Source organism: Psychromonas aquimarina ATCC BAA-1526, assembly GCF_000428725.1.
GTDB classification, from domain to species: domain Bacteria; phylum Pseudomonadota; class Gammaproteobacteria; order Enterobacterales; family Psychromonadaceae; genus Psychromonas; species Psychromonas aquimarina.
Genome location: NZ_AUAM01000019.1, coordinates 38,520 through 57,855 on the forward strand (window position 1 = coordinate 38,520; position 19,336 = coordinate 57,855).

The window sequence follows — 19,336 nt, forward strand, 5'->3', positions numbered from 1 at the left end:
AAAGACGGATAAAATTTTATAGCCGCGGACCTTTCCTGTCTATTCACAGTATGGTCAGCGGTTATAAATTTACGCGCTTACATCTGACCTGACTATTACTGTTACCAATAAAATCAAAATAATCAAAGCTGATATTCTGTGCAACACGGATATGACTCAGGCTGACCGTTTGTGCATCGCTGCGCGACATTCTTACCGACAGCTTGCCTTGTGTTTCCTGCGAACGATGATAAGTTAAAAACTGCTGTGTCGTTGGATTTTGTGCATCTACTATTTGTAAATAACGCATTTTTCGCGCTTTATAAACCGTCGGATATTCAACACTTGAAGAAGTAATAGGCAGTGTATTTTCCACCTCAATAAGTTTCTCGCCAGTCCATTGAAAAGTTCTTATTCTATTATTTGTGCGGCACAGATCTTTGGCAAAGATACACAGCAGAAACGCCGGATATAAGCTTAAATCCATTTTTTTTAAAACCTCAATAACATTCTCTGCATCTTTTAATAATGCTAAAATAATCTCTCCGCGGCTTAAAAACGGCCCCTGTGAACTCTGCATCTGCTGCGCCTGATAAAAATTCAATAAGGCTATAGACAAGCCGCTGTTATGCACTGCCAGCCAGGTCCCCTGCCCGACAGGATCAACGGGATAAACTGCGTTGAGCTGAGTATCTGCAGCAGGAGGAAGCGCACATTGACGAGTGCGCTGTTCATCACGATTGAAAAACAGCTCGTAACCTTCGTCGCTCAGCAGATAAGTTAATGTGCACATTTTTCTGAACGTAAAAAAGTTGCTGTGGCAGGCGCAATGCCGAACTGCTCCGGTGTCGATGACTGCTGCGCTTTGGCAATCTGATCAATCATCGCAAAATGATGAATGGCATGACTTCCCGCAAACACTAACTCTCTGGCAAGCGTGGTGGTGACAATTTCAACTTGCTTTTCAGTGACCGATACTTCTGTTGAAAGTGACATCGGCATATTAAGCTGTGAACTGGAGAGAGATAATAGAAACTTTTTTATTTTTGCTATTTCAGCGAGTGCCGCACCGGGGTCAATTTCAATATCTCCGCCGCGGCTGCGTTTATCATAATCAATAAACTGCTCATTCATTCCAGAAATAAGTGCATTATAATGATCTAAAATGTGACGCATATGCGCCCCGGCAGAGCTGATAAACAACGGCTGTACAATTTTCGTATATTGACAAGAAGTTACAGACTGCAGATAAGCTTCTGCCTGCTGTAAAATAGTTACCTGGCTGTTAATCATGAAGCATACAGTCCTTTTTTTTAACAATATGATTACAATAACATATGATAATAAAAACTGTTCTAATTTAGGGCCGTTTATCTCTAATAAGCAGCAGAGGTTCACGTCCGATCACTCAATAAATAAAGTTTGTAAATCTGGATTATTCACCAGTTCAGGATTATCAACTCTTCCATAACTTAACCAGCCGGAGGTATCAGGATCATCGGGTTCAAGCACATCACGCGGATGTCCTCCACCTGCCGAATGCGGCCTGGCAGCTTTAAACAGTTCACTATCATAAATAACAAATGCGCCCTTTTTATAACCCATTTTAGGCTCAAAATAGATAATATCGTTCGTTTCAAGTAAAGAAATAATAATAGCGGCAGTTAATGCAGACTGGCCTCCGCCGCTGTTAAGTAGTAAAACTAAATTAACCTGCTCAGAATAAGTAAAAGTCTGCAGCTCACCCTTAGCATCACTCCAGGATATTTGTAATTCCACATCGCGGATATCAGATCCTGCTTTAAAAGAATCATCCAAAGGAGTAATAAGCCAGTGTAAATCAAATGAATAACCGCCGTAAGACACATTCTCGTCAGTATCATGTAAAGCATCAACAGCGGCTGATGAGTCAAGCAGCAGTACCAGCTCAATTTTTTCAGCCGCAAGTTGAATAACCAGACTATGCGCAACATTATTGCGGTTCTGCTCAATAACCATTTTCTGCAGTCCGGCTACACTGACAGCGGCAAAACTGACCACTAATAACGATACCAGTATTTCAACCAGAGAGAATCCATACTGTTTCATTAGAAATCCCTCCAGCTCCCTTCTACCTGCTGATAACTGCTGCCGACCACCGGCATACCTAACTGAGAATAAAGTAAGTTGAGCACAGTCCGGTCATAACGGACAGAGAAATGCTGTTTAGTGCCCTTATGATCACTTTTATCATAACCGTCAGCCGAACATTTATAATCGCTTAATAATGCCCCGTTTACGCGGACAGCCCCCATATCGACACTGATATCCTCTACCAAGCGTTCATTTCCATATTCATCTACTAGGGAATCGCCGTTTTCATCTACTGCTGCATGTTTACCAGGTAAAAAATACAGCATGCCGATAATAGATACGCCGCTGTTAGGCTGTGTAATAAAGGTTCCCCCTTGCATAAAAACTATTTTGGGGTGTGCGCTGGAGCCGACGGTAAAGCGTTTGTTTTCGGAGGTGACACTCTGCTGGGTATCGTTTTGTTCAATATTGCAGTCTCCCTGTATATAAATAACTTTATCTTCATCACTGATATCTTTTAACTGCTCTGAGCAGCTGACCGCACCTTCAACAGTCATATCTATATCTGCAGCGTAACTTTTAATAATCTGCATATTAGTGTCGTTTTTTTCAATGGCGAATGCCGCTTCAAATAAGCTCTCGGGAGCATCGTTACTCGTGGTTAATGTCCCGAAGATATCTACACCGGCAGGCACCGCGCCCTTCCCCCAGTCACCGCCGTTATCTATCACCCGCTTTTCACTCTCTCCGTAAAAAACATTGTCAGCAAACAAGTTACTGCCGACATTATTCTCGTCACCGGAACATAATTCACTATATTCACTTTCTGCACCGGGGTTGCTCAGCAGCATAACATCGGCAATATTACCTGGAGATAAACATTCATCTAAACTCAGCCCTTCACAACCGTCATTCACTGTTGCCGATGCATCTAAATTGAGCTTGCCGTCACTGGAAAGCGGCGCGCTAGGAATGGGGTAATCAAGGGAGAAATTGACCTGCAGGTGAATTTTACGTTCAGCAGTGTCATCCATAGATAAGCCGGATGAGATGATTTCGAGTGTATTTGCATTCACCTGAGTAACCTGAACAGAGTAATGAGCTGTGGAAGGTAAATAGCTGTAGGGCAGATTTGTGAGCATCTCTTCGGCTATAGACGGGCTGTCTAATTTACTGAGTATTAAATTAATACCCGATTCGGCATTAACAAAAGCTTCATTATTACGGTAATAGTTGCCGATTACCTGATTATCAATTAACTGCGTAGAGACCATGCTGGCTGTAAATACAATGCCGGCAATAGTTAACAGCACAACAGAGGTCAATACTGCGAATCCCTGCAATTTCCGTTTACTTAAAGACATAACTAGATCCTTAAACAGCGCACCAGCATACTCAAAACCTGCGCTGTAGTTTGCATCCTTGCGCCACAAGTCTAGAAAACATCACCCAAAAGTAAAATTAAAAACACAAGATAAAAGTACTACTTTTAGGCTTAAGTTATAGGCCTATGTTTTTATTGACATTGATCCCAAAAACAATTTTACCCGCAAAATGCATTAACATTTATTTAACAACCTTGTGCATCTCACAATTTATTTATTTATGATGTTTTACACTGGGTGTTTATTTATTAGACAATTACAAGCACTTGCTGAATCAGGTGGTTGTTTACTTTACTACGTGGAGCTAAGAATGAGTGAAAAGCACATTTATCCTGTATCAGCTGATCTTGCGCAAAAAAGCCTGCTTACTAATGAAGAATATCTAAGCCAGTATCAGCAGTCCGTTAACGATCCCGAGGCTTTCTGGGGAGAAAAAGGTAAAATACTCGACTGGATTAAGCCTTACTCTAAAGTCAAAAACAGCTCCTACGATCCGGGTCATATCAATATCAAATGGTTTGAAGACGGTCTGCTTAATGTCTCGGCCAACTGTCTGGACCGCCATTTAGCGGAAAAAGGTGATAAAACCGCCATTCTCTGGGAAGGTGACTCCCCCGATCAGCAGCAGAGCATCACCTATAAGCAGCTGCATCGACGTGTCTGTCAGTTTGCCAACGTACTGAAATCACAGAGTGTTAAAAAAGGAGACGTGGTCTGTTTATACATGCCCATGACACCGGAAGCCGCGGTAGCAATGCTTGCATGTACGCGTATTGGTGCCGTTCACTCTATTGTTTTCGGCGGTTTCTCACCGGAAGCGATTGCCGGACGCATTATCGACAGCAGCGCAAAAACAGTAATTACAGCAGATCAGGGACGCCGCGGCGGCCGCTTTGTACCTCTTAAAGCAAACGTAGACGAAGCCTTAGAGAAAGAAGGAACGGACTGCGTTAAAAGCGTTATTGTCTTTAAAAATACTGGTGGTGAGGTGAACTGGGTTGAAGGCCGAGATTTTGACTGGCAGACACTGCTGGAAAAAGAATCAGATGAATGTCCGCCGGAAGTCATGAATGCAGAAGATCCGTTATTCATTCTTTACACATCCGGTTCAACGGGCACGCCTAAGGGTGTACTGCACACCACCGGTGGTTATCTTGTTTATGCAGCCATGACCTTCAAGTATGTATTTGATTACCAGGATCAAGATATTTACTGGTGCACAGCCGATGTGGGCTGGATCACCGGCCATAGTTATCTGGTTTACGGACCGCTGGCTAACGGCGCAACCACCCTGCTTTTTGAAGGTGTACCTAACTACCCGACTCCTGCGCGCATGAGTGAAGTTGTTGATAAACATAATGTTACTCTGCTTTACACCGCACCGACTGCAATCCGGGCATTAATGGCTAAGGGCGACGAAGCTGTTCAGGGTACCAGCCGCTCATCACTGCGAATTTTAGGCTCGGTGGGTGAGCCGATTAATCCCGAAGCCTGGGAATGGTATTACGATAAAATAGGTAATAAAAACTGCCCTATCGTTGATACCTGGTGGCAGACTGAAACTGGCGGGATTTTAATCACGCCGCTGCCGGGAGCGACAGACTTAAAACCGGGATCTGCTACACGCCCTTTCTTCGGTGTTCAGCCTGCCTTAGTTGATAATGACGGTACTATTCTGCAGGGTGCGGTTGACGGTAATTTAGTAATGCTTGACAGCTGGCCGGGTCAGATGCGTACCCTGTATGGTAATCATGAACGCTTTGAGCAGACATATTTCTCAACTTTTAAAGGCATGTACTTTACCGGTGACGGTGCGCGTCGTGATCAGGATGGATATTACTGGATCACCGGCCGTGTTGATGATGTATTAAATGTATCCGGACACCGTATGGGCACAGCAGAAATCGAAAGCGCCTTGGTAGCGCACCCCAAAATTGCCGAAGCTGCGGTTGTCGGCGTACCTCATGAAATCAAAGGTCAGGGGATCTACGCTTATGTCACGCTGAATTCCGGCGAATACTCTTCACCGGAGTTATATGCCGAGGTGAAACAGTGGGTACGTAAAGAGATCGGCGCGATTGCAACGCCGGATATATTACACTGGGCAGAAGGTCTGCCTAAAACCCGCTCGGGTAAAATTATGCGCCGTATTTTACGCAAAATTGCAACCGGAGAAAGTGACTCTTTAGGTGATACATCAACACTTGCGGATCCAAGTGTGGTGGAGCAGTTAATCAAAGAGAATCTGGAAATAAGATAAGCATATATACCCATGATACTTCAAGATGCAAAGTCAGCAAGGCCAATTGTGCCGAGATGCTAGGCATAAAATTGAAGTATAGTTATTCTACATAGAGATTTTATAACAACGCAGATTGGCGTAAGTTGCCTTGCCCTACGGGGCATTAGCTCGCAAACCAGCCCTGCGTTGCAACAATCGAAAAGTGAATAACAATTACCTCATGTTGTGCCTTGCTCTGGTATCCGAGCGAATGCCTGACAAAGCACCTTGAGGTAACATGGGTATAGAAAACTAGCCAGCAGATGCCTGAAGAGATAGACTCTCAAAATCAATATTAATCAAGGTTTCCGGGAGTCTTTTTTTATGGCACAGAAAGTATTAGTTTTAAATGGACCTAACCTCAACTTATTAGGCCAGCGAGAACCAGAAGTTTACGGCAGGCAGACACTTGCAGATATTATTGAAGATCTCAGCGAGCAGGCATCCCAGGCAAATATTGAGCTCAGCCATCTGCAGTCAAATCGTGAATATGAAATCATCGAAAAAATTCATCAGTCATTTCAGGATATCGATTTTATCATTATTAATCCGGCTGCTTTTACCCACACCAGCGTTGCCATTCGTGATGCACTGTTAGGCGTAAATATTCCTTTTATTGAAGTTCACCTTTCTAATGTGCATGCACGTGAAAGCTTCCGTCATCACTCCTACTTATCAGATGCTGCAGTGGGAGTTATCTGCGGCCTGGGTGCGAAAGGCTACTCTTACGCACTTCAGCATGCATCAGATCACATAAACAAAGGTAAGTAGGTCTTTCCACAGATAATTTGCAAAAACTACCCTGACGGGTAGTTAACTAACAGCTATCGTTAAGGCACTCTATAGTGGCCTTAGGGATTAAGGCACAGTAGTAAACCCACTTTTTAGCCGTTTAAATGGACTTTTATTGTTATTAATTAGGTAATAATTCGAGACCTGTTACAGGCAAGCCTAACTTTGTTAGGCTTTTTTTTATCTAAACTCACAGCCGAAATCAGATATGGATAATAAGCAAGCAGTACAAGAATTATTATTGTCGAGATGGCAGAGCCTGCGAATTTATAACATTGCAATTTTAACTGCATTTCTGTTTTTTTATAGCGCCGGTACAGTGCATAGCTATACCTTTTTCGACTCGCCAGCCTCTTTTAATTTACCTTTTCTGATCCCGTTTTCTGCGCTTTTATTAAACGCATATCTGCTCAGCTGCACTACCCGAAAAAAAGACAGACAAGTTATTATACTGCTGCCGCTGCTGACCCTTTTTACCACCCTGTTTATTACCATTAACAGTCACTTTGAAACACAGACAACGCAGAATAGCTTCCTCTATTTTACCCTGCTGCTGCCGCTGTTCTATGCCTACCTGCTGGCCTATAATTTTCAGCTGTTATTAATTAATAATCTGACTGCATTTATAAGTTATACATTTACCGCCGTAGTTGGTGATACAAGCGCCTTAGTGTTTATTTTAAATACCTTTTTTTTAATGACTTTGGCTTTTTTAACTATTTACGGGCATATCAGAAGCACCTCTAAACTGCGCCGGAAAAAACAGGATAATCCCCCGGACAGCCCGCAGCTTAATAACAGCGGCAGTGATTACCTGAACAAAATAATTCATGATATTCGCCAGCCGTTAAGCAGTTTATCTTTGTACAGCGGCCTGTTAGAGAAACAACTGCAGCAGACACAACAACAGGAGCTGATGCAGAATCTGAAAAAATCATCAGATGAACTGGAACGCCGCCTGTCGACATTAAGCGACCTTAACCGCCTCGACGCAGGTAAAGTGATCCCGGAGCTCAGCACTGCAGCAGTAAGAAGCACTTTTCAGCCGCTGATTAAAAAATACCAGTATCAGGCAGAGCAGAAAGGTTTAATTTTAAGGGTACGCTTTATTGACTTAACTATGCTTACCGACACTAAGCTGACTACCGATATCTTAGACAGCCTGCTCAGTAATGCATTAATTCACGGCGATCAGTCGACAGGTTCATCAATACTACTCAGTGCACGTCATTCGCAAGGAGGCATTAACTTACAGGTCTGGAATCAGGGCAAAAGAATAGAAGATTCATCTGTCACCTATCTGTTTAATGAAACCTTTCATACACACAACCCGCTTCATGATAAAAGAAAAGGTTTAGGCCTCGGCCTGGCGATTGCGCAGCGTAAAGCACACCTGTTAAAAACACAAATTACCGTTAAAACCTCTAACCAGGGATCATGCTTTTCCTTGCGCATAAAGAAAGGTCAGCAGGCATCAGCAAAGCTGCACAATAACAGTATAAACCGGGAAAATAATGAGCATATTTTACTCATTGATGATGATCCAAGTATATTAGGAGCGCTGGCAATGCTTCTGGAGGGGTGGGGATATCAGGTATACAGTGCCGAAACAAGCGGACAGGCCTTAACAGCTTTAACTAAAAACAGTTTTGCATTAATTATCTCAGATTTCAGACTGCCGGGCGGACAGAACGGTATTGATTTAATTCACAGCGCACAGCAGCACTCAAACATACCTGCAGTCTTATTAACCGGAGAGGTCGATCCAGAGAAATTAAACGGGGGAAAAACAGCTGACTATAAAGTTTTACACAAACCGATAAAACCCGCGGCATTACGAATTTTATTACGCCGTTTATTAAGTTAATGTGCTTTTAACAAACCGAGCTGCAGTGCTTTCTCTACCGCTTTAGCGCGGCTCGATGCACCCGATACATCTAATATCTGATACAAGCCCCGCTGATGAAATTTTACCGTATCCTGAGAAATACATAATTTATCAGCGATCTCCCTGTTACTCCTGCCGTTATGAATTAACTCAAGAATCTGCGCCTGCCGCGGCGATAAATGATACTGTTCCTTATTCTTTTTATCCTGCAGAACCAGTGAATTTAACTGCACCGCAATTTCCGGCGGGATAAAAATATCTCCGCGCAGCACGCGCTGCAGACCGTCCAGCATGTCCTGCGGTGCATAGGATTTAGGAATAAATCCCATTGCGCCTTTCTCAAAAGCAGTGAGCACATCTTTATAATCTTCACATGCGGAAAGCACAACAACAGGCGATAAAATATTGCGCAGTGCTAACTGCTCCAGCATAGCAATGCCGTCCATCTTCGGCATATACAGATCCATAATAATAATATCAGGGTGGATCTGTTCGATCTCACTAACCGCAGAAACAGGATCATCAAAAACCCAGACTTCATTATTGTCACTTTCTAATGTTAATTTTAAACCATGAAGAAACAGCTGGTGATCATCGATAATCACAATTTTATCCATTAATCATTCCTTTTACTGACCCGGCTATAGTGTTGCTTTATGCTGTTCAATTTGCAATCAAATTTACCAACAAATGTTAACCTCCATTAAAGTTTTAACTTATTATCATAGACTTAAACAAACCTAACTAATGCTTTCCCCGGCGGCAGGCAAACTGTCTGCTGGATAAAACCGTTCAGAACAGTTTTGGGTCTATATTATTGCCTTTATCCCCTGTATTCTTGCGCCATCATACAGACAACCATCCCGACAGAGGGGACAAATCATGCCTTGGATACAATTAAAGTTAAATGCAACTTCAGAAAATGCTGAACTGATCGGCGAATTATTAATGGAAAGCGGCGCCCTTTCAGCCACTTTTACAGACTCACATGACGTGCCGATTTTTGAACCAGCTCCCGGTGAAACACGCCTATGGGGAGATACTGATATAACCGGCCTTTATGATGCGGCAACTGAAATGACGCCAGTGCTTGAACAGCTGAAACAAAGCCCGCTTTTAAGTGATAACTTTGCACTAAAAATAGAACCTCTTGAAGATAAAGACTGGGAACGTGAATGGATGGACAATTTCCACCCGATGAAGTTCGGCGAGCGTTTATGGATCTGCCCGAGCTGGAAGCCGGTTCCAGATGAAAATGCGGTTAATGTCATGCTTGATCCGGGCCTTGCATTCGGCACGGGTACTCACCCGACCACAGCTTTATGTTTAGCCTGGTTAGACGGACAGGATCTGCAGGATAAAGTCGTTATCGACTTCGGCTGCGGTTCAGGAATTTTAGCAATTGCGGCTCTTAAATTAGGTGCAAAACGTGTAATTGGTATCGATATCGACCCGCAGGCAATCACTGCCAGCCGTGATAATGCCCAGCGTAACAATGTTTCTGAACAGCTTGAGCTGTATTTACCTGATGATCTGCCTCAGGGAATTTTAGCTGATGTGCTGGTTGCAAATATTCTTGCCGGACCGCTTCGCGAATTATCAACAAGCATCGAAGCCTTAATTAAAAATAACGGTTCATTAGCATTATCCGGCATTCTAGAACAGCAAGCTGATGAATTAATTGGTGTTTATGGCCAATGGTTCAAAATGGATGAAGCTTCAGTCAAGGAAGAGTGGGCACGCCTTTCCGGTGTAAAAAAGTAATAAAATGAAGTGCGGCAGCACAGTTTTGTTACAGTGCTGTTGCACTTTAAAAAAAGCGAAACTCAAATTCGCCTAGTTTGCAAGCAAAATAATTTTAAAATGGTTAATTATTAACCTTTATTCTGCTTGTAAAAATGCGTACACTACGCCGCCTTAACTTAGAGAATGCTTAGAATATGCGCATTGGGCAACATCAATTAGATAACAATATTATTTTAGCACCAATGGCAGGGGTGACAGACCGCCCCTTCCGCGAACTTTGCCGCTCGCTTGGTGCAGGACTTGCGGTATCAGAAATGCTGTCTTCTAATCCGCGTGTATGGAACAGTAAAAAGTCTAAGTTAAGAATGGACTACCATGATGAATCAGGCATTAGATCCGTGCAGATTGCCGGCTCAGAGCCAGCTGCAATGGCGGCGGCTGCGCAGTTAACCGTGCAGCAGGGCGCTCAGATTGTTGATATTAATATGGGTTGTCCGGCCAAAAAAGTGAATAAGAAAAAAGCAGGCTCTGCACTGCTGCCTCATCCTGAACTTGTGCAAGCAATTCTTGAGAGCGTAGTGAATGCAGTTGATGTTCCTGTTACCTTGAAAATTCGCACAGGCTGGGATCCGGAAAGCAGAAACGGTCTTGAAATCGCACAAATTGCAGAACAATCTGGAATCCAGGCACTTGCAGTGCACGGCCGTACCAGGCAATGTTTATACAATGGACTTGCTGAGTACGACACAATAAAAACAATTAAAGAAAATGTAACGATCCCTGTGATTGCTAATGGTGATATTACTTCAGTAGAAAAAGCAAAGTTTGTGCTTGATTACACTGGAGCAGACGCCATTATGATTGGAAGAGGCGCACAAGGTGCACCTTGGATATTCAATGAAATTAACCACTATCTAAAAACAGGCGAGCAATGTGCTCCTCTGGAAAAAATGGAAATAACCCAGATTCTTCTTGGTCACGTGCAGGCACTGCATGAATTCTATGGAGAGGTAATGGGTCCCAGAATTGCTAGGAAGCATGTAGGGTGGTATTTAAAAGAGCAAGATCAGTCAGGTTACTTTAAACGACAATTTAATGCGATTGACAGCCCTATTGAGCAGTTAAACACATTAGAAACTTATTTAAATCATCAGTAATTAAAGAGTTAATACCCATGTTTGAACAAAATATTTCTTCAGAAGCACTTACAACGACAACCAGTATTCCTGCTACAGGGCAAATAACTCAACGACCACTTCGTGATTCAGTACGTCAGGCTGTTTCAGGATATGTAGCACAGCTTAATGGTCAGGATACAACGGAATTATATGAGCTTGTTTTATCAGAAGTTGAAGCACCGTTGTTAGATATCATCATGCAGTACACGCGTGGTAACCAGACTCGTGCGGCAACTATGCTGGGTATCAACCGCGGTACATTACGCAAAAAATTAAAAAAATACGGCATGGGTTAATTTCCAACCTTATTTAATGAAGAAAGCGGCTTCTTAGCCGCTTTTTTTATGCCTGTAATAAAACCCTGTAGCGGGGATATAACAGCAGCTAAAAGCGTTCTCAGCACTATTCTCCTGCTCAATTAATAAAAATACGGCTGATTTTTCTACATTTATTACAGCAATTAAAAAAAAAACAGGACTTTTCTACAGCTTGCTATAAGCTTCAGGCACTTATCTATTACTGTACCGGGAAATGTATGCTCTTATTACCAATCAACGAACAGCTGAAAAACTTACAGTCATGGCAGCAGAGTGTTTTCTGCATGGCACTAGCGGAACATACGATTTTACATTTCCATCTGTTCTGCGAAGCGGTTGAAAGTGAAAACGGGCAGACTATTCATAATATCCAGCAGTTATTCTGGGAAAAAATGACAGTTAAAGGTGCAAAGATTAATTTCACCATTCAGCAGGAACATTTCGAAGAGATAATTCCGGACTCACGAGACTTTGATTTTTATGGTGTTTATCCTGCAATCGATCACTGCGTTATTATGAGCTGTGCTTTTAATTCTTTTTTAACTAAATCGGCAGATGAAGCACTTAATGCCAGTCAGACGGCATTCGCTACAATCGCAAGTTTTATTGAACTGCAGAGCGGTGATGAGCTTGATGAAAGTACACTAATGGATGAGCCTCTTTTTCAGGAAGAGCTGGCATTTCAGCAGACATTACTGGAAAAACTAGATAATGAACGAAGCCCGGATCTTATAAAATCTATCCGCCAGTTAGTTATAGAGCTCGGTATGACTAACCTCGGCATCGCTTTTAACGATTAAATAAACTACCGCCGGGAAGTACTGATGCTGCCGAGTTGTCCATGATTTTGTGATTATTAACACAATAAGGACAATTAAAAGCAATAAATCATACTTTTCTAAGCGTTAGTCTTTACTTCGCCTGGTGACTTGCAATACATTATTTGCTGTCATTAAAGGCCAACTCTAATAACCTATAACAATGGAAATACTAAGATGAACAAAACTCAACTTGTTGCTGATATTGCTGAAAAAGCAGACTTAACAAAAGTGCAGGCAAAAGCAGCTCTAGAACAAATTCTTGCAAGCGTTACCGACAGCCTTAAAGACGGTGAACCTGTACAGTTAATCGGTTTTGGTACTTTTAAAGTAAATCATCGTGCAGCACGTACCGGCCGTAACCCGCAAACTGGCGAAGATATTCAAATCCAAGCAGCTAACGTTCCTGCTTTTGTAGCTGGTAAAGCACTTAAAGAATCTGTTAATAAATAATTAAAACCTGCTTATTCAGGTCTAATTTAACAGCATAAAAAAACACCTCCGGGTGTTTTTTTGTTTGTACTTTTTGCCAGTCCCCTTTCCATAGCCACTCTTTTTATATCCATTATTCCAATTTTAATAGACCTCCTAACTTAACGAAACAGCTGTTACCTGCACTTTAAATGTAAGTGATTATCACTACAGCGATTAATCTTCAGCAGCCCGTTGAAACATTCTAAAAACCTATCTCAGATCAATAGTTGAGTAAATCACTATGGTATTTTCCATTTTGAATTCGGCGATTTAACATACTGATAACCTTATGTTACATATGGTTATATTGCCATTTAAGTCATTATAATTAATAAGGTTATTTATGTTTTGTATTCAATGTGAACAGACTATTCGAACTCCGGCTGCTGACGGCTGCTCTTATTCTCAAGGTATGTGCGGTAAAACAGCTGAGGTTTCCGATCTTCAGGATGTACTGATTTATGCGCTTCAGGCGGCCTCTTTTTATGCTGAAAAAGCGCGTGAATTTGACATTATCAATGATGAAATTGATGCCTTTATACCAAAAGCATTTTTTGCCACCCTCACCAATGTTAACTTTGAAGCGGATCGTATTGTTGATTATGCCTACCAGGCGCAAAGTTACCGGGATCTGTTAAAAGAAAAATATGAAGTCGCCTGCTTAACTGCCGGTCAGAACCCTGCAGATCCTACTGAAGCAGCTTCATTCACATTAGCAGACAACCGTGCCGGACTGTTATCTCAAGCGGCTGGTGTTGCCGTAAACCGTGGTAAAGAGCTGGTAAGCGAAGATATTATGGGCCTGCGCCTATTATGTCTGTACGGCCTGAAGGGAGCGGCGGCCTATATGGAGCATGCTTATATCTTAGGGCAAACGGATCCGCTGATCTGTGCTGAATTCCATCAGATCTTTGCATGGCTGGCAACGGATTCAGACGATATGGCTAAGCTTCTGGAAACCAGCATGGCAATCGGTGCGCTTAACTATAAAGTAATGGAGATGCTGGACTTAGGTGAAACCACTAAATTCGGCCACCCGCAGCCTAACCAGGTTAATGTTAAATCAGTTGCCGGCAAGGCTATCTTAGTTTCTGGTCACGATCTCTGCGATCTGGAAATGATCCTTAAACAGACTGAAGGAACCGGCATTAATGTTTACACTAATGGTGAGATGCTGCCGGCCCACGGCTACCCTGAACTGAAAAAATACCCGCATCTGGTTGCCAACTACGGCAGCGCCTGGCAGAACCAGCAGAAAGAGTTTGCCAGCTTCCCCGGGGCTATTGTAATGACTTCAAACTGCCTGATAGATCCGAATGTCGGTCAGTATTCAGACCGTATATTCACCCGCAGCATCGTCGGCTGGCCTGGTGTATCACATATCGAAGGTGATGATTTCAGTGAAGTCATTGAATGTGCTCTGGCTCAGGAAGGTTTTAAATACACAGAGATCCCGCACGAGATCACCGTTGGATTCGGACGCAATGCACTGATGAATGCAGCTCCTGCAGTTATTGAACAGGTAAAAGCCGGTAATATTCGTCACTTCTTTTTAGTCGGCGGCTGTGATGGTGATAAAGAAGAACGCAGCTATTACACAGATCTTACTAAAGCGATTCCAGACGACTGCCTGATCCTGACCCTGGCCTGCGGTAAATTTAAATTTAACAAACTCAACTTTGGTGATATTAACGGCATCCCGCGCTTATTAGATGTTGGTCAGTGTAATGACTCTTACTCTGCTATTCAGCTGGCGCTGGCATTAGCAGAAGAGTTTGACTGCGGTGTTAACGACCTTCCTTTGAGTCTGGTTTTAAGCTGGTTTGAACAGAAAGCGATTGTGGTATTATTAACATTATTATCACTTGGTGTTAAAAATATCCGTGTTGGCCCAAGCAAACCTGCCTTTTTAACAGACAACTTATTAAATGTACTTCATGAGCAGTTTGGCCTGACATTGATTACCGATGTCCAGTCTGATTTACAAACCATGTTAGCGAAGTAATTTTTCACAGCCAGCCGCTTAAGCACACTACTCAAGCGGCTTTCCAGTAAGGAAATAATTTTTATGCAGACAGAATCAAGCCCGTTTGAACCGCTAATCTGTATTAATCGAATTGATGAAACAGCGGACGCCACTACTTTTGAATTTAAAAAAATAGATGACAGTTTATTCGAATACAAAGCCGGCCAGTTTTTAACCTTTGAAGTTGATGTGGCAGGTGAGCTGGAATACCGCGCTTATTCTTTATCTTCAACGCCCTCAAAACCTGAAACAGCAGCGGTAACCATTAAACGTGTTGCCGGCGGTAAAGTTTCTAATTATCTTTTAGATAATTTACAGCCCGGCTTTGCACTGCCGGCAATGGCGCCTGCGGGAGAGTTTACTCTGCAAGATAACCAGAGCACCACTGAGCTGTTATTAATGAGCGCAGGAAGCGGAATCACGCCTTGTATGTCCATGGCGCGCTGGTTATTAGACACCCAGCAGCAGGTTAATATTCACTTTATCTACAGCGCACGCAGTGAAGCTGATGTGATTATGGCTGATACATTAGATGCTCTGAATGAGCAGTATGACAACTTCTCGTTAACTCGTATTTTAGAGCAGACAGGCAACCCGAATGATATTCAAGGTATGTTAGATGCGCCGCTTTTTGAAAAGTTAATACCCGATAACCGCGGAAGAACCATCTTCACCTGCGGCCCGGCGCCTTATATGCAGGCTGTTGAGCATCTGGCAGAATCCATGGGATTTGATATGGCTCTGTTCCATAAAGAGAGCTTTGTGCCTGAAGCTGCTGACGAAACGTCAGAATCAGGGGTTAACTATCAGGTTGCAGCACCACAGTACGGTAAAAACTTTGTAGTTGATGAAAATCAAAGCCTGCTTGATGCATTAGAAGCTGTCGGCGTACCTATTATCAGCGCCTGCCGCACCGGTTTTTGTGGTGCCTGCAAATGTAAGGTAACAGGTGAAGTAGAGAGCAGCAGCCAGGAAACATTAACACCGGAGCAGATAGAGCAGGGTTATGTTTTAAGCTGCAGCGCAAAAGCAGGATCTGATTTAGTCATTGAAATTTAACAGGCAGTTTCAACTTTCTGTGCAGACAAAAAAGCCGATGAGATTAATCATCGGCTTTTTTATAACAAAATTAAACTTTATATTTATTTATTTTGTTCACGAGCAATAGCACGGTAGGCAATATCATTACGGTGGAACATACCGTCCCAGCTGATCTGTTTCGCTAACTGATAAGCTTTCTGCTGCGCTTCTGTGACCGTATTACCCAGCGCCGTTGCACAAAGTACACGGCCGCCGTTAGTGACCACTTTGCCGTCTGTTTCAGCAGTACCGGCATGGAATACTTTCAGGCCTTCCATTTCTTCTGTCGGCAGCCCGGAAATCACTAAACCTTTCTGATAATCAGCAGGATAACCGCCGGCAGCTAATACAACACCAATAGCCGCACGTTCATCAAACTCAGCTTTCATATCCGCAAGTTCACCATTCACTCCCGCTAAACACAGAGTCACAATATCAGACTTCATACGCAGCATAATCGGCTGGGTTTCAGGATCGCCAAAACGGCAGTTATATTCAATTACTTTCGGCGTACCGTCAGCCATAATCATCAGACCGGCATACAGGAAACCTGTATAAGTGTTACCTTCAGCCGCCATACCTTTAACAGTCGGCTTGATGACTAAATCCATAACGCGCTGGTGCATTTCCGCTGTGACCACAGGAGCCGGAGAATAAGCTCCCATACCGCCGGTATTCGGGCCGGTATCGCCGTCACCTACACGTTTGTGATCCTGGCTGGTTGCCATCGGCACAATATTTTCACCGTCGACCATTACGATAAATGACGCTTCTTCACCGTCTAAGAACTCTTCAACAACAACACGGTGTCCCGCTTCACCAAATGCATTTCCCGCAAGCATATCCTGAACCGCATCTTCCGCTTCCTGCAGAGTCATCGCGACTATCACACCTTTACCAGCAGCCAGACCATCCGCCTTGATTACAATCGGCGCACCTTTTTCACGCACATAAGCAAGTGCAGGCTCGATTTCAGTAAAGTTCTGGTACCAGGCAGTCGGGATATCATGACGTGCTAAAAAATCTTTAGTGAAGGCTTTAGAGCCTTCCAGCTGTGCTGCACCTTTGGTTGGTCCGAAACACGCAAGTCCGGCATCCATAAAGGCATCAACGACACCGATAACCAGCGGCGCTTCCGGACCGACAATGGTTAATTCAACACTGTTTTCTTTAGCAAATGCTACTAACGCATCGATATCTTCAACGCCGATATTTACATTGGTCACCTTAGCTTCAAGTGCACTGCCGGCATTACCCGGTGCCACAAAAATATTTTTTACCTGTGCATTCTGAGCAGCTTTCCACGCAAGAGCATGTTCACGTCCGCCGTTACCAATGATTAAAACGTTCATAAAATTCCTTAAGGGTTAATACCAAATCCACTAATTTTCTATTCATTTATGCTGGTTAAAATGGATGCTAGGTTCGTTCTTGATTTTGTAATTAGAATAACTAGTTACTGCAATCAACGCCTTGCTTTCATCCATTTTTCCTACGCCTAAATAGAGCATTTAATTAATGGAATTGGTATAATTTATTTTTTAATTAACAAAAAAGGAGCCTCGGCTCCTTTTATTTATTCACTTGTAATTAGTGGCGGAAATGGCGCATGCCGGTAAAGACCATCGCCATGCCGTGTTCGTCGGCGGCGGCGATAACTTCATCATCGCGCATTGAGCCCCCCGGCTGGATAACGCAGCTGATACCGGCTTCGGCAGCCGCATCAATACCGTCACGGAACGGGAAAAATGCATCTGAAGACATCACAGAGCCTTCAACCACCAGGTTTTCATCGGCGGCTTTAATACCCGCTACTTTAGCACTGTAAACCCGGCTCATCTGACCCGCACCAACACCAACTGTTGTACAGTTTTTAACGTAGACAATGGCATTTGATTTAACAAATTTAGCAACTTTCCAGCTGAACAGCAGATCTTTCAGCTCTTCTTCGGTCGGCTGACGTTTAGAAACAACCTTAAGGTCTTCTAAATCCACCATGCCCTGGTCGCGATCCTGTACTAATAAACCGCCGTTAACACGCTTAATATCAAACTGTGTCGTTTTAGCAGCCCACTCGCCGCACTCTAATAAACGTAAGTTTTTCTTAGCGGCAACAATTTGTGCGGCTTCAGAGCTTACTTTAGGGGCAATAATCACTTCCACAAACTGGCGGGAAACAATCGCTTCAGCAGTATCTGCATCAAGTTCACGGTTAAACGCAATAATACCGCCGAATGCCGATGTCGGATCAGTTTTGTAAGCACCTTCATAGGCTTCAAGAATATTTTCGCCTAGTGCCACACCGCATGGGTTTGCATGTTTAACAATCACGCAGGCCGGCTCGGCAAACTCTTTAACACACTCAAGCGCCGCATCGGTATCAGCAATATTGTTGTAAGAAAGCGCCTTGCCCTGAAGCTGTACGGCTGTTGCAACCGATGCTTCCTGTACGTCACCTTCAACATAAAAAGCAGCGGCCTGGTGAGAGTTTTCACCGTAGCGCATATCCTGCTTTTTCTCGAACTGCATGTTGAATGTACGCGGGAATTTAGACTCAGCATCACCTTCTGTGTTTTCACCGTAACTTGGCACCATAGTACCGAAGTAGTTAGCGATCATGCCGTCGTACTGGGCTGTGTGTTCATAAGCGGCAATAGCCAGGTCAAAACGTGTTTTGTATACCAGGCCGCCGTTATTTTCTTTCATTTCATCGAGAATGCGTGAGTAATCACTTGAGTTAACAACGATGGCAACATCTTTATGATTTTTAGCCGCCGCACGTACCATTGTCGGGCCGCCGATATCAATATTTTCAACTGCATCTTCTAAAGAACAATCCGGACGGGCAACTGTTGCAGCAAACGGATAAAGATTAACAACTACCATATCGATAGCTTCAATGCCGTTATCAGACATAACAGTTTCATCTATACCGCGGCGTGCAAGAATACCGCCGTGAATTTTAGGGTGTAAAGTTTTAACACGTCCATCCATCATTTCAGGAAAACCGGTGTAATCAGACACTTCTGTTACTTTAATGCCGTTATCAGCAAGTAACTTACATGTTCCACCGGTAGAAAGGATCTGCACACCTTTCTCAGTCAGCTCTCTGGCAAATTCCACAATACCTGTTTTATCAGAAACACTTAACAGTGCTCGTTTAATCGGTCGGCTATTTTCCATTTTCTTCCACATTCCTCGGTTAATGAATCAATAAGCAAAAACCAAAATTGGTTTTTTTCACTCATACAATACAATTTCTTTGAACTCGGACGGGTATTCTACCCGAAAATGCCGGG

At 43.3% G+C, this 19,336-nt stretch carries 17 protein-coding genes; 10 read left to right on the forward strand and 7 right to left on the reverse strand.

Annotated elements, in window-relative coordinates:
* Nucleotides 1-61 precede the first annotated feature (61 nt).
* The 4 genes from G337_RS25875 to G337_RS0108555 all read right to left on the reverse strand — a co-directional run bounded on the left by G337_RS25875 (nucleotide 62) and on the right by G337_RS0108555 (nucleotide 3,416).
* Nucleotides 62-772: an NRDE family protein gene (locus tag G337_RS25875; protein ID WP_051303084.1), complete on the reverse strand. Its 711-nt coding sequence runs from the start codon at nucleotides 770-772 to the stop codon at nucleotides 62-64.
* Complete coding sequence (locus G337_RS0108545) at nucleotides 760-1,272, reverse strand: hypothetical protein (protein WP_028863519.1); 513 nt, start codon at nucleotides 1,270-1,272, stop codon at nucleotides 760-762. Before G337_RS0108545 ends, G337_RS25875 begins: the two co-directional genes overlap by 13 nt.
* Nucleotides 1,273-1,383: 111 nt before the next feature.
* On the reverse strand, nucleotides 1,384-2,067 hold the full coding sequence (locus tag G337_RS0108550; RefSeq protein WP_028863520.1) for a type IV pilus modification PilV family protein: 684 nt from the start codon (nucleotides 2,065-2,067) through the stop codon (nucleotides 1,384-1,386).
* Nucleotides 2,067-3,416, reverse strand: a complete 1,350-nt coding sequence (locus G337_RS0108555; RefSeq protein ID WP_028863521.1) for a pilus assembly PilX N-terminal domain-containing protein — start codon at nucleotides 3,414-3,416, stop codon at nucleotides 2,067-2,069. The genes G337_RS0108550 and G337_RS0108555 overlap by 1 nt, the downstream gene beginning before the upstream one ends.
* 331 nt (nucleotides 3,417-3,747) lie before the next feature.
* Between G337_RS0108555 and acs the strand changes: the two genes are divergently transcribed.
* The 3 genes from acs to G337_RS0108570 all read left to right on the forward strand — a co-directional run bounded on the left by acs (nucleotide 3,748) and on the right by G337_RS0108570 (nucleotide 8,377).
* On the forward strand, nucleotides 3,748-5,697 hold the full coding sequence (acs, locus tag G337_RS0108560) for an acetate--CoA ligase (protein WP_028863522.1): 1,950 nt from the start codon (nucleotides 3,748-3,750) through the stop codon (nucleotides 5,695-5,697).
* A 345-nt stretch (nucleotides 5,698-6,042) separates the two neighbouring features.
* Nucleotides 6,043-6,489: a type II 3-dehydroquinate dehydratase gene (gene aroQ / locus G337_RS0108565; protein WP_028863523.1), complete on the forward strand. Its 447-nt coding sequence runs from the start codon at nucleotides 6,043-6,045 to the stop codon at nucleotides 6,487-6,489.
* A 229-nt stretch (nucleotides 6,490-6,718) separates the two neighbouring features.
* Nucleotides 6,719-8,377: a hybrid sensor histidine kinase/response regulator gene (locus G337_RS0108570; RefSeq protein WP_028863524.1), complete on the forward strand. Its 1,659-nt coding sequence runs from the start codon at nucleotides 6,719-6,721 to the stop codon at nucleotides 8,375-8,377.
* Here G337_RS0108570 and G337_RS0108575 read toward each other — a convergent pair.
* Nucleotides 8,374-9,015: a response regulator transcription factor gene (locus tag G337_RS0108575; protein WP_028863525.1), complete on the reverse strand. Its 642-nt coding sequence runs from the start codon at nucleotides 9,013-9,015 to the stop codon at nucleotides 8,374-8,376. The genes G337_RS0108570 and G337_RS0108575 overlap by 4 nt on opposite strands.
* A gap of 265 nt (nucleotides 9,016-9,280) precedes the next feature.
* Here G337_RS0108575 and prmA point away from each other — a divergent pair, with 265 nt between their 5' ends.
* The 7 genes from prmA (at nucleotide 9,281) to G337_RS0108615 (ending at nucleotide 16,016) form a co-directional block, all read left to right on the forward strand.
* On the forward strand, nucleotides 9,281-10,162 hold the full coding sequence (gene prmA, locus G337_RS0108580) for a 50S ribosomal protein L11 methyltransferase (RefSeq protein ID WP_028863526.1): 882 nt from the start codon (nucleotides 9,281-9,283) through the stop codon (nucleotides 10,160-10,162).
* Nucleotides 10,163-10,338: 176 nt separating this feature from the next.
* Nucleotides 10,339-11,301 (forward strand): tRNA dihydrouridine synthase DusB, encoded by a 963-nt coding sequence (gene dusB / locus G337_RS0108585; RefSeq protein WP_028863527.1) that lies wholly within the window; start codon nucleotides 10,339-10,341, stop codon nucleotides 11,299-11,301.
* A gap of 17 nt (nucleotides 11,302-11,318) precedes the next feature.
* Nucleotides 11,319-11,618, forward strand: coding sequence for a DNA-binding transcriptional regulator Fis (gene fis / locus G337_RS0108590; RefSeq protein ID WP_019616283.1), 300 nt, complete (start codon nucleotides 11,319-11,321; stop codon nucleotides 11,616-11,618).
* 239 nt (nucleotides 11,619-11,857) lie between these two features.
* Nucleotides 11,858-12,439: a YjaG family protein gene (locus G337_RS0108600; protein WP_028863528.1), complete on the forward strand. Its 582-nt coding sequence runs from the start codon at nucleotides 11,858-11,860 to the stop codon at nucleotides 12,437-12,439.
* A gap of 195 nt (nucleotides 12,440-12,634) precedes the next feature.
* Complete coding sequence (locus G337_RS0108605) at nucleotides 12,635-12,910, forward strand: HU family DNA-binding protein (RefSeq protein ID WP_019616490.1); 276 nt, start codon at nucleotides 12,635-12,637, stop codon at nucleotides 12,908-12,910.
* Between the two features lie 364 nt (nucleotides 12,911-13,274).
* Complete coding sequence (gene hcp / locus G337_RS0108610) at nucleotides 13,275-14,936, forward strand: hydroxylamine reductase (RefSeq protein WP_028863529.1); 1,662 nt, start codon at nucleotides 13,275-13,277, stop codon at nucleotides 14,934-14,936.
* A gap of 63 nt (nucleotides 14,937-14,999) precedes the next feature.
* Nucleotides 15,000-16,016: an FAD-binding oxidoreductase gene (locus tag G337_RS0108615; protein WP_051303086.1), complete on the forward strand. Its 1,017-nt coding sequence runs from the start codon at nucleotides 15,000-15,002 to the stop codon at nucleotides 16,014-16,016.
* Nucleotides 16,017-16,099: 83 nt separating this feature from the next.
* On the opposite strand, the gene purD is transcribed toward G337_RS0108615, so the two are convergent.
* Together purD and purH are read right to left on the reverse strand one after the other, a co-directional pair.
* On the reverse strand, nucleotides 16,100-17,389 hold the full coding sequence (purD, locus tag G337_RS0108620; RefSeq protein ID WP_028863531.1) for a phosphoribosylamine--glycine ligase: 1,290 nt from the start codon (nucleotides 17,387-17,389) through the stop codon (nucleotides 16,100-16,102).
* Between the two features lie 238 nt (nucleotides 17,390-17,627).
* Nucleotides 17,628-19,220, reverse strand: coding sequence for a bifunctional phosphoribosylaminoimidazolecarboxamide formyltransferase/IMP cyclohydrolase (gene purH, locus G337_RS0108625; RefSeq protein WP_028863532.1), 1,593 nt, complete (start codon nucleotides 19,218-19,220; stop codon nucleotides 17,628-17,630).
* Between the last annotated feature and the right edge of the window lie 116 nt (nucleotides 19,221-19,336).

What these genes read in the sequence shown, in the direction of transcription:
- G337_RS25875 (WP_051303084.1), bottom strand. Translation starts at nt 772, where the DNA reads ATGTGCACATTAACTTATCTGCTGAGCGACGAAGGTTACGAGCTGTTT.
- G337_RS0108545 (WP_028863519.1), bottom strand. Translation starts at nt 1,272, where the DNA reads ATGATTAACAGCCAGGTAACTATTTTACAGCAGGCAGAAGCTTATCTG.
- G337_RS0108550 (WP_028863520.1), bottom strand. Translation starts at nt 2,067, where the DNA reads ATGAAACAGTATGGATTCTCTCTGGTTGAAATACTGGTATCGTTATTA.
- G337_RS0108555 (WP_028863521.1), bottom strand. Translation starts at nt 3,416, where the DNA reads ATGTCTTTAAGTAAACGGAAATTGCAGGGATTCGCAGTATTGACCTCT.
- acs (WP_028863522.1), top strand. Translation starts at nt 3,748, where the DNA reads ATGAGTGAAAAGCACATTTATCCTGTATCAGCTGATCTTGCGCAAAAA.
- aroQ (WP_028863523.1), top strand. Translation starts at nt 6,043, where the DNA reads ATGGCACAGAAAGTATTAGTTTTAAATGGACCTAACCTCAACTTATTA.
- G337_RS0108570 (WP_028863524.1), top strand. Translation starts at nt 6,719, where the DNA reads ATGGATAATAAGCAAGCAGTACAAGAATTATTATTGTCGAGATGGCAG.
- G337_RS0108575 (WP_028863525.1), bottom strand. Translation starts at nt 9,015, where the DNA reads ATGGATAAAATTGTGATTATCGATGATCACCAGCTGTTTCTTCATGGT.
- prmA (WP_028863526.1), top strand. Translation starts at nt 9,281, where the DNA reads ATGCCTTGGATACAATTAAAGTTAAATGCAACTTCAGAAAATGCTGAA.
- dusB (WP_028863527.1), top strand. Translation starts at nt 10,339, where the DNA reads ATGCGCATTGGGCAACATCAATTAGATAACAATATTATTTTAGCACCA.
- fis (WP_019616283.1), top strand. Translation starts at nt 11,319, where the DNA reads ATGTTTGAACAAAATATTTCTTCAGAAGCACTTACAACGACAACCAGT.
- G337_RS0108600 (WP_028863528.1), top strand. Translation starts at nt 11,858, where the DNA reads ATGCTCTTATTACCAATCAACGAACAGCTGAAAAACTTACAGTCATGG.
- G337_RS0108605 (WP_019616490.1), top strand. Translation starts at nt 12,635, where the DNA reads ATGAACAAAACTCAACTTGTTGCTGATATTGCTGAAAAAGCAGACTTA.
- hcp (WP_028863529.1), top strand. Translation starts at nt 13,275, where the DNA reads ATGTTTTGTATTCAATGTGAACAGACTATTCGAACTCCGGCTGCTGAC.
- G337_RS0108615 (WP_051303086.1), top strand. Translation starts at nt 15,000, where the DNA reads ATGCAGACAGAATCAAGCCCGTTTGAACCGCTAATCTGTATTAATCGA.
- purD (WP_028863531.1), bottom strand. Translation starts at nt 17,389, where the DNA reads ATGAACGTTTTAATCATTGGTAACGGCGGACGTGAACATGCTCTTGCG.
- purH (WP_028863532.1), bottom strand. Translation starts at nt 19,220, where the DNA reads ATGGAAAATAGCCGACCGATTAAACGAGCACTGTTAAGTGTTTCTGAT.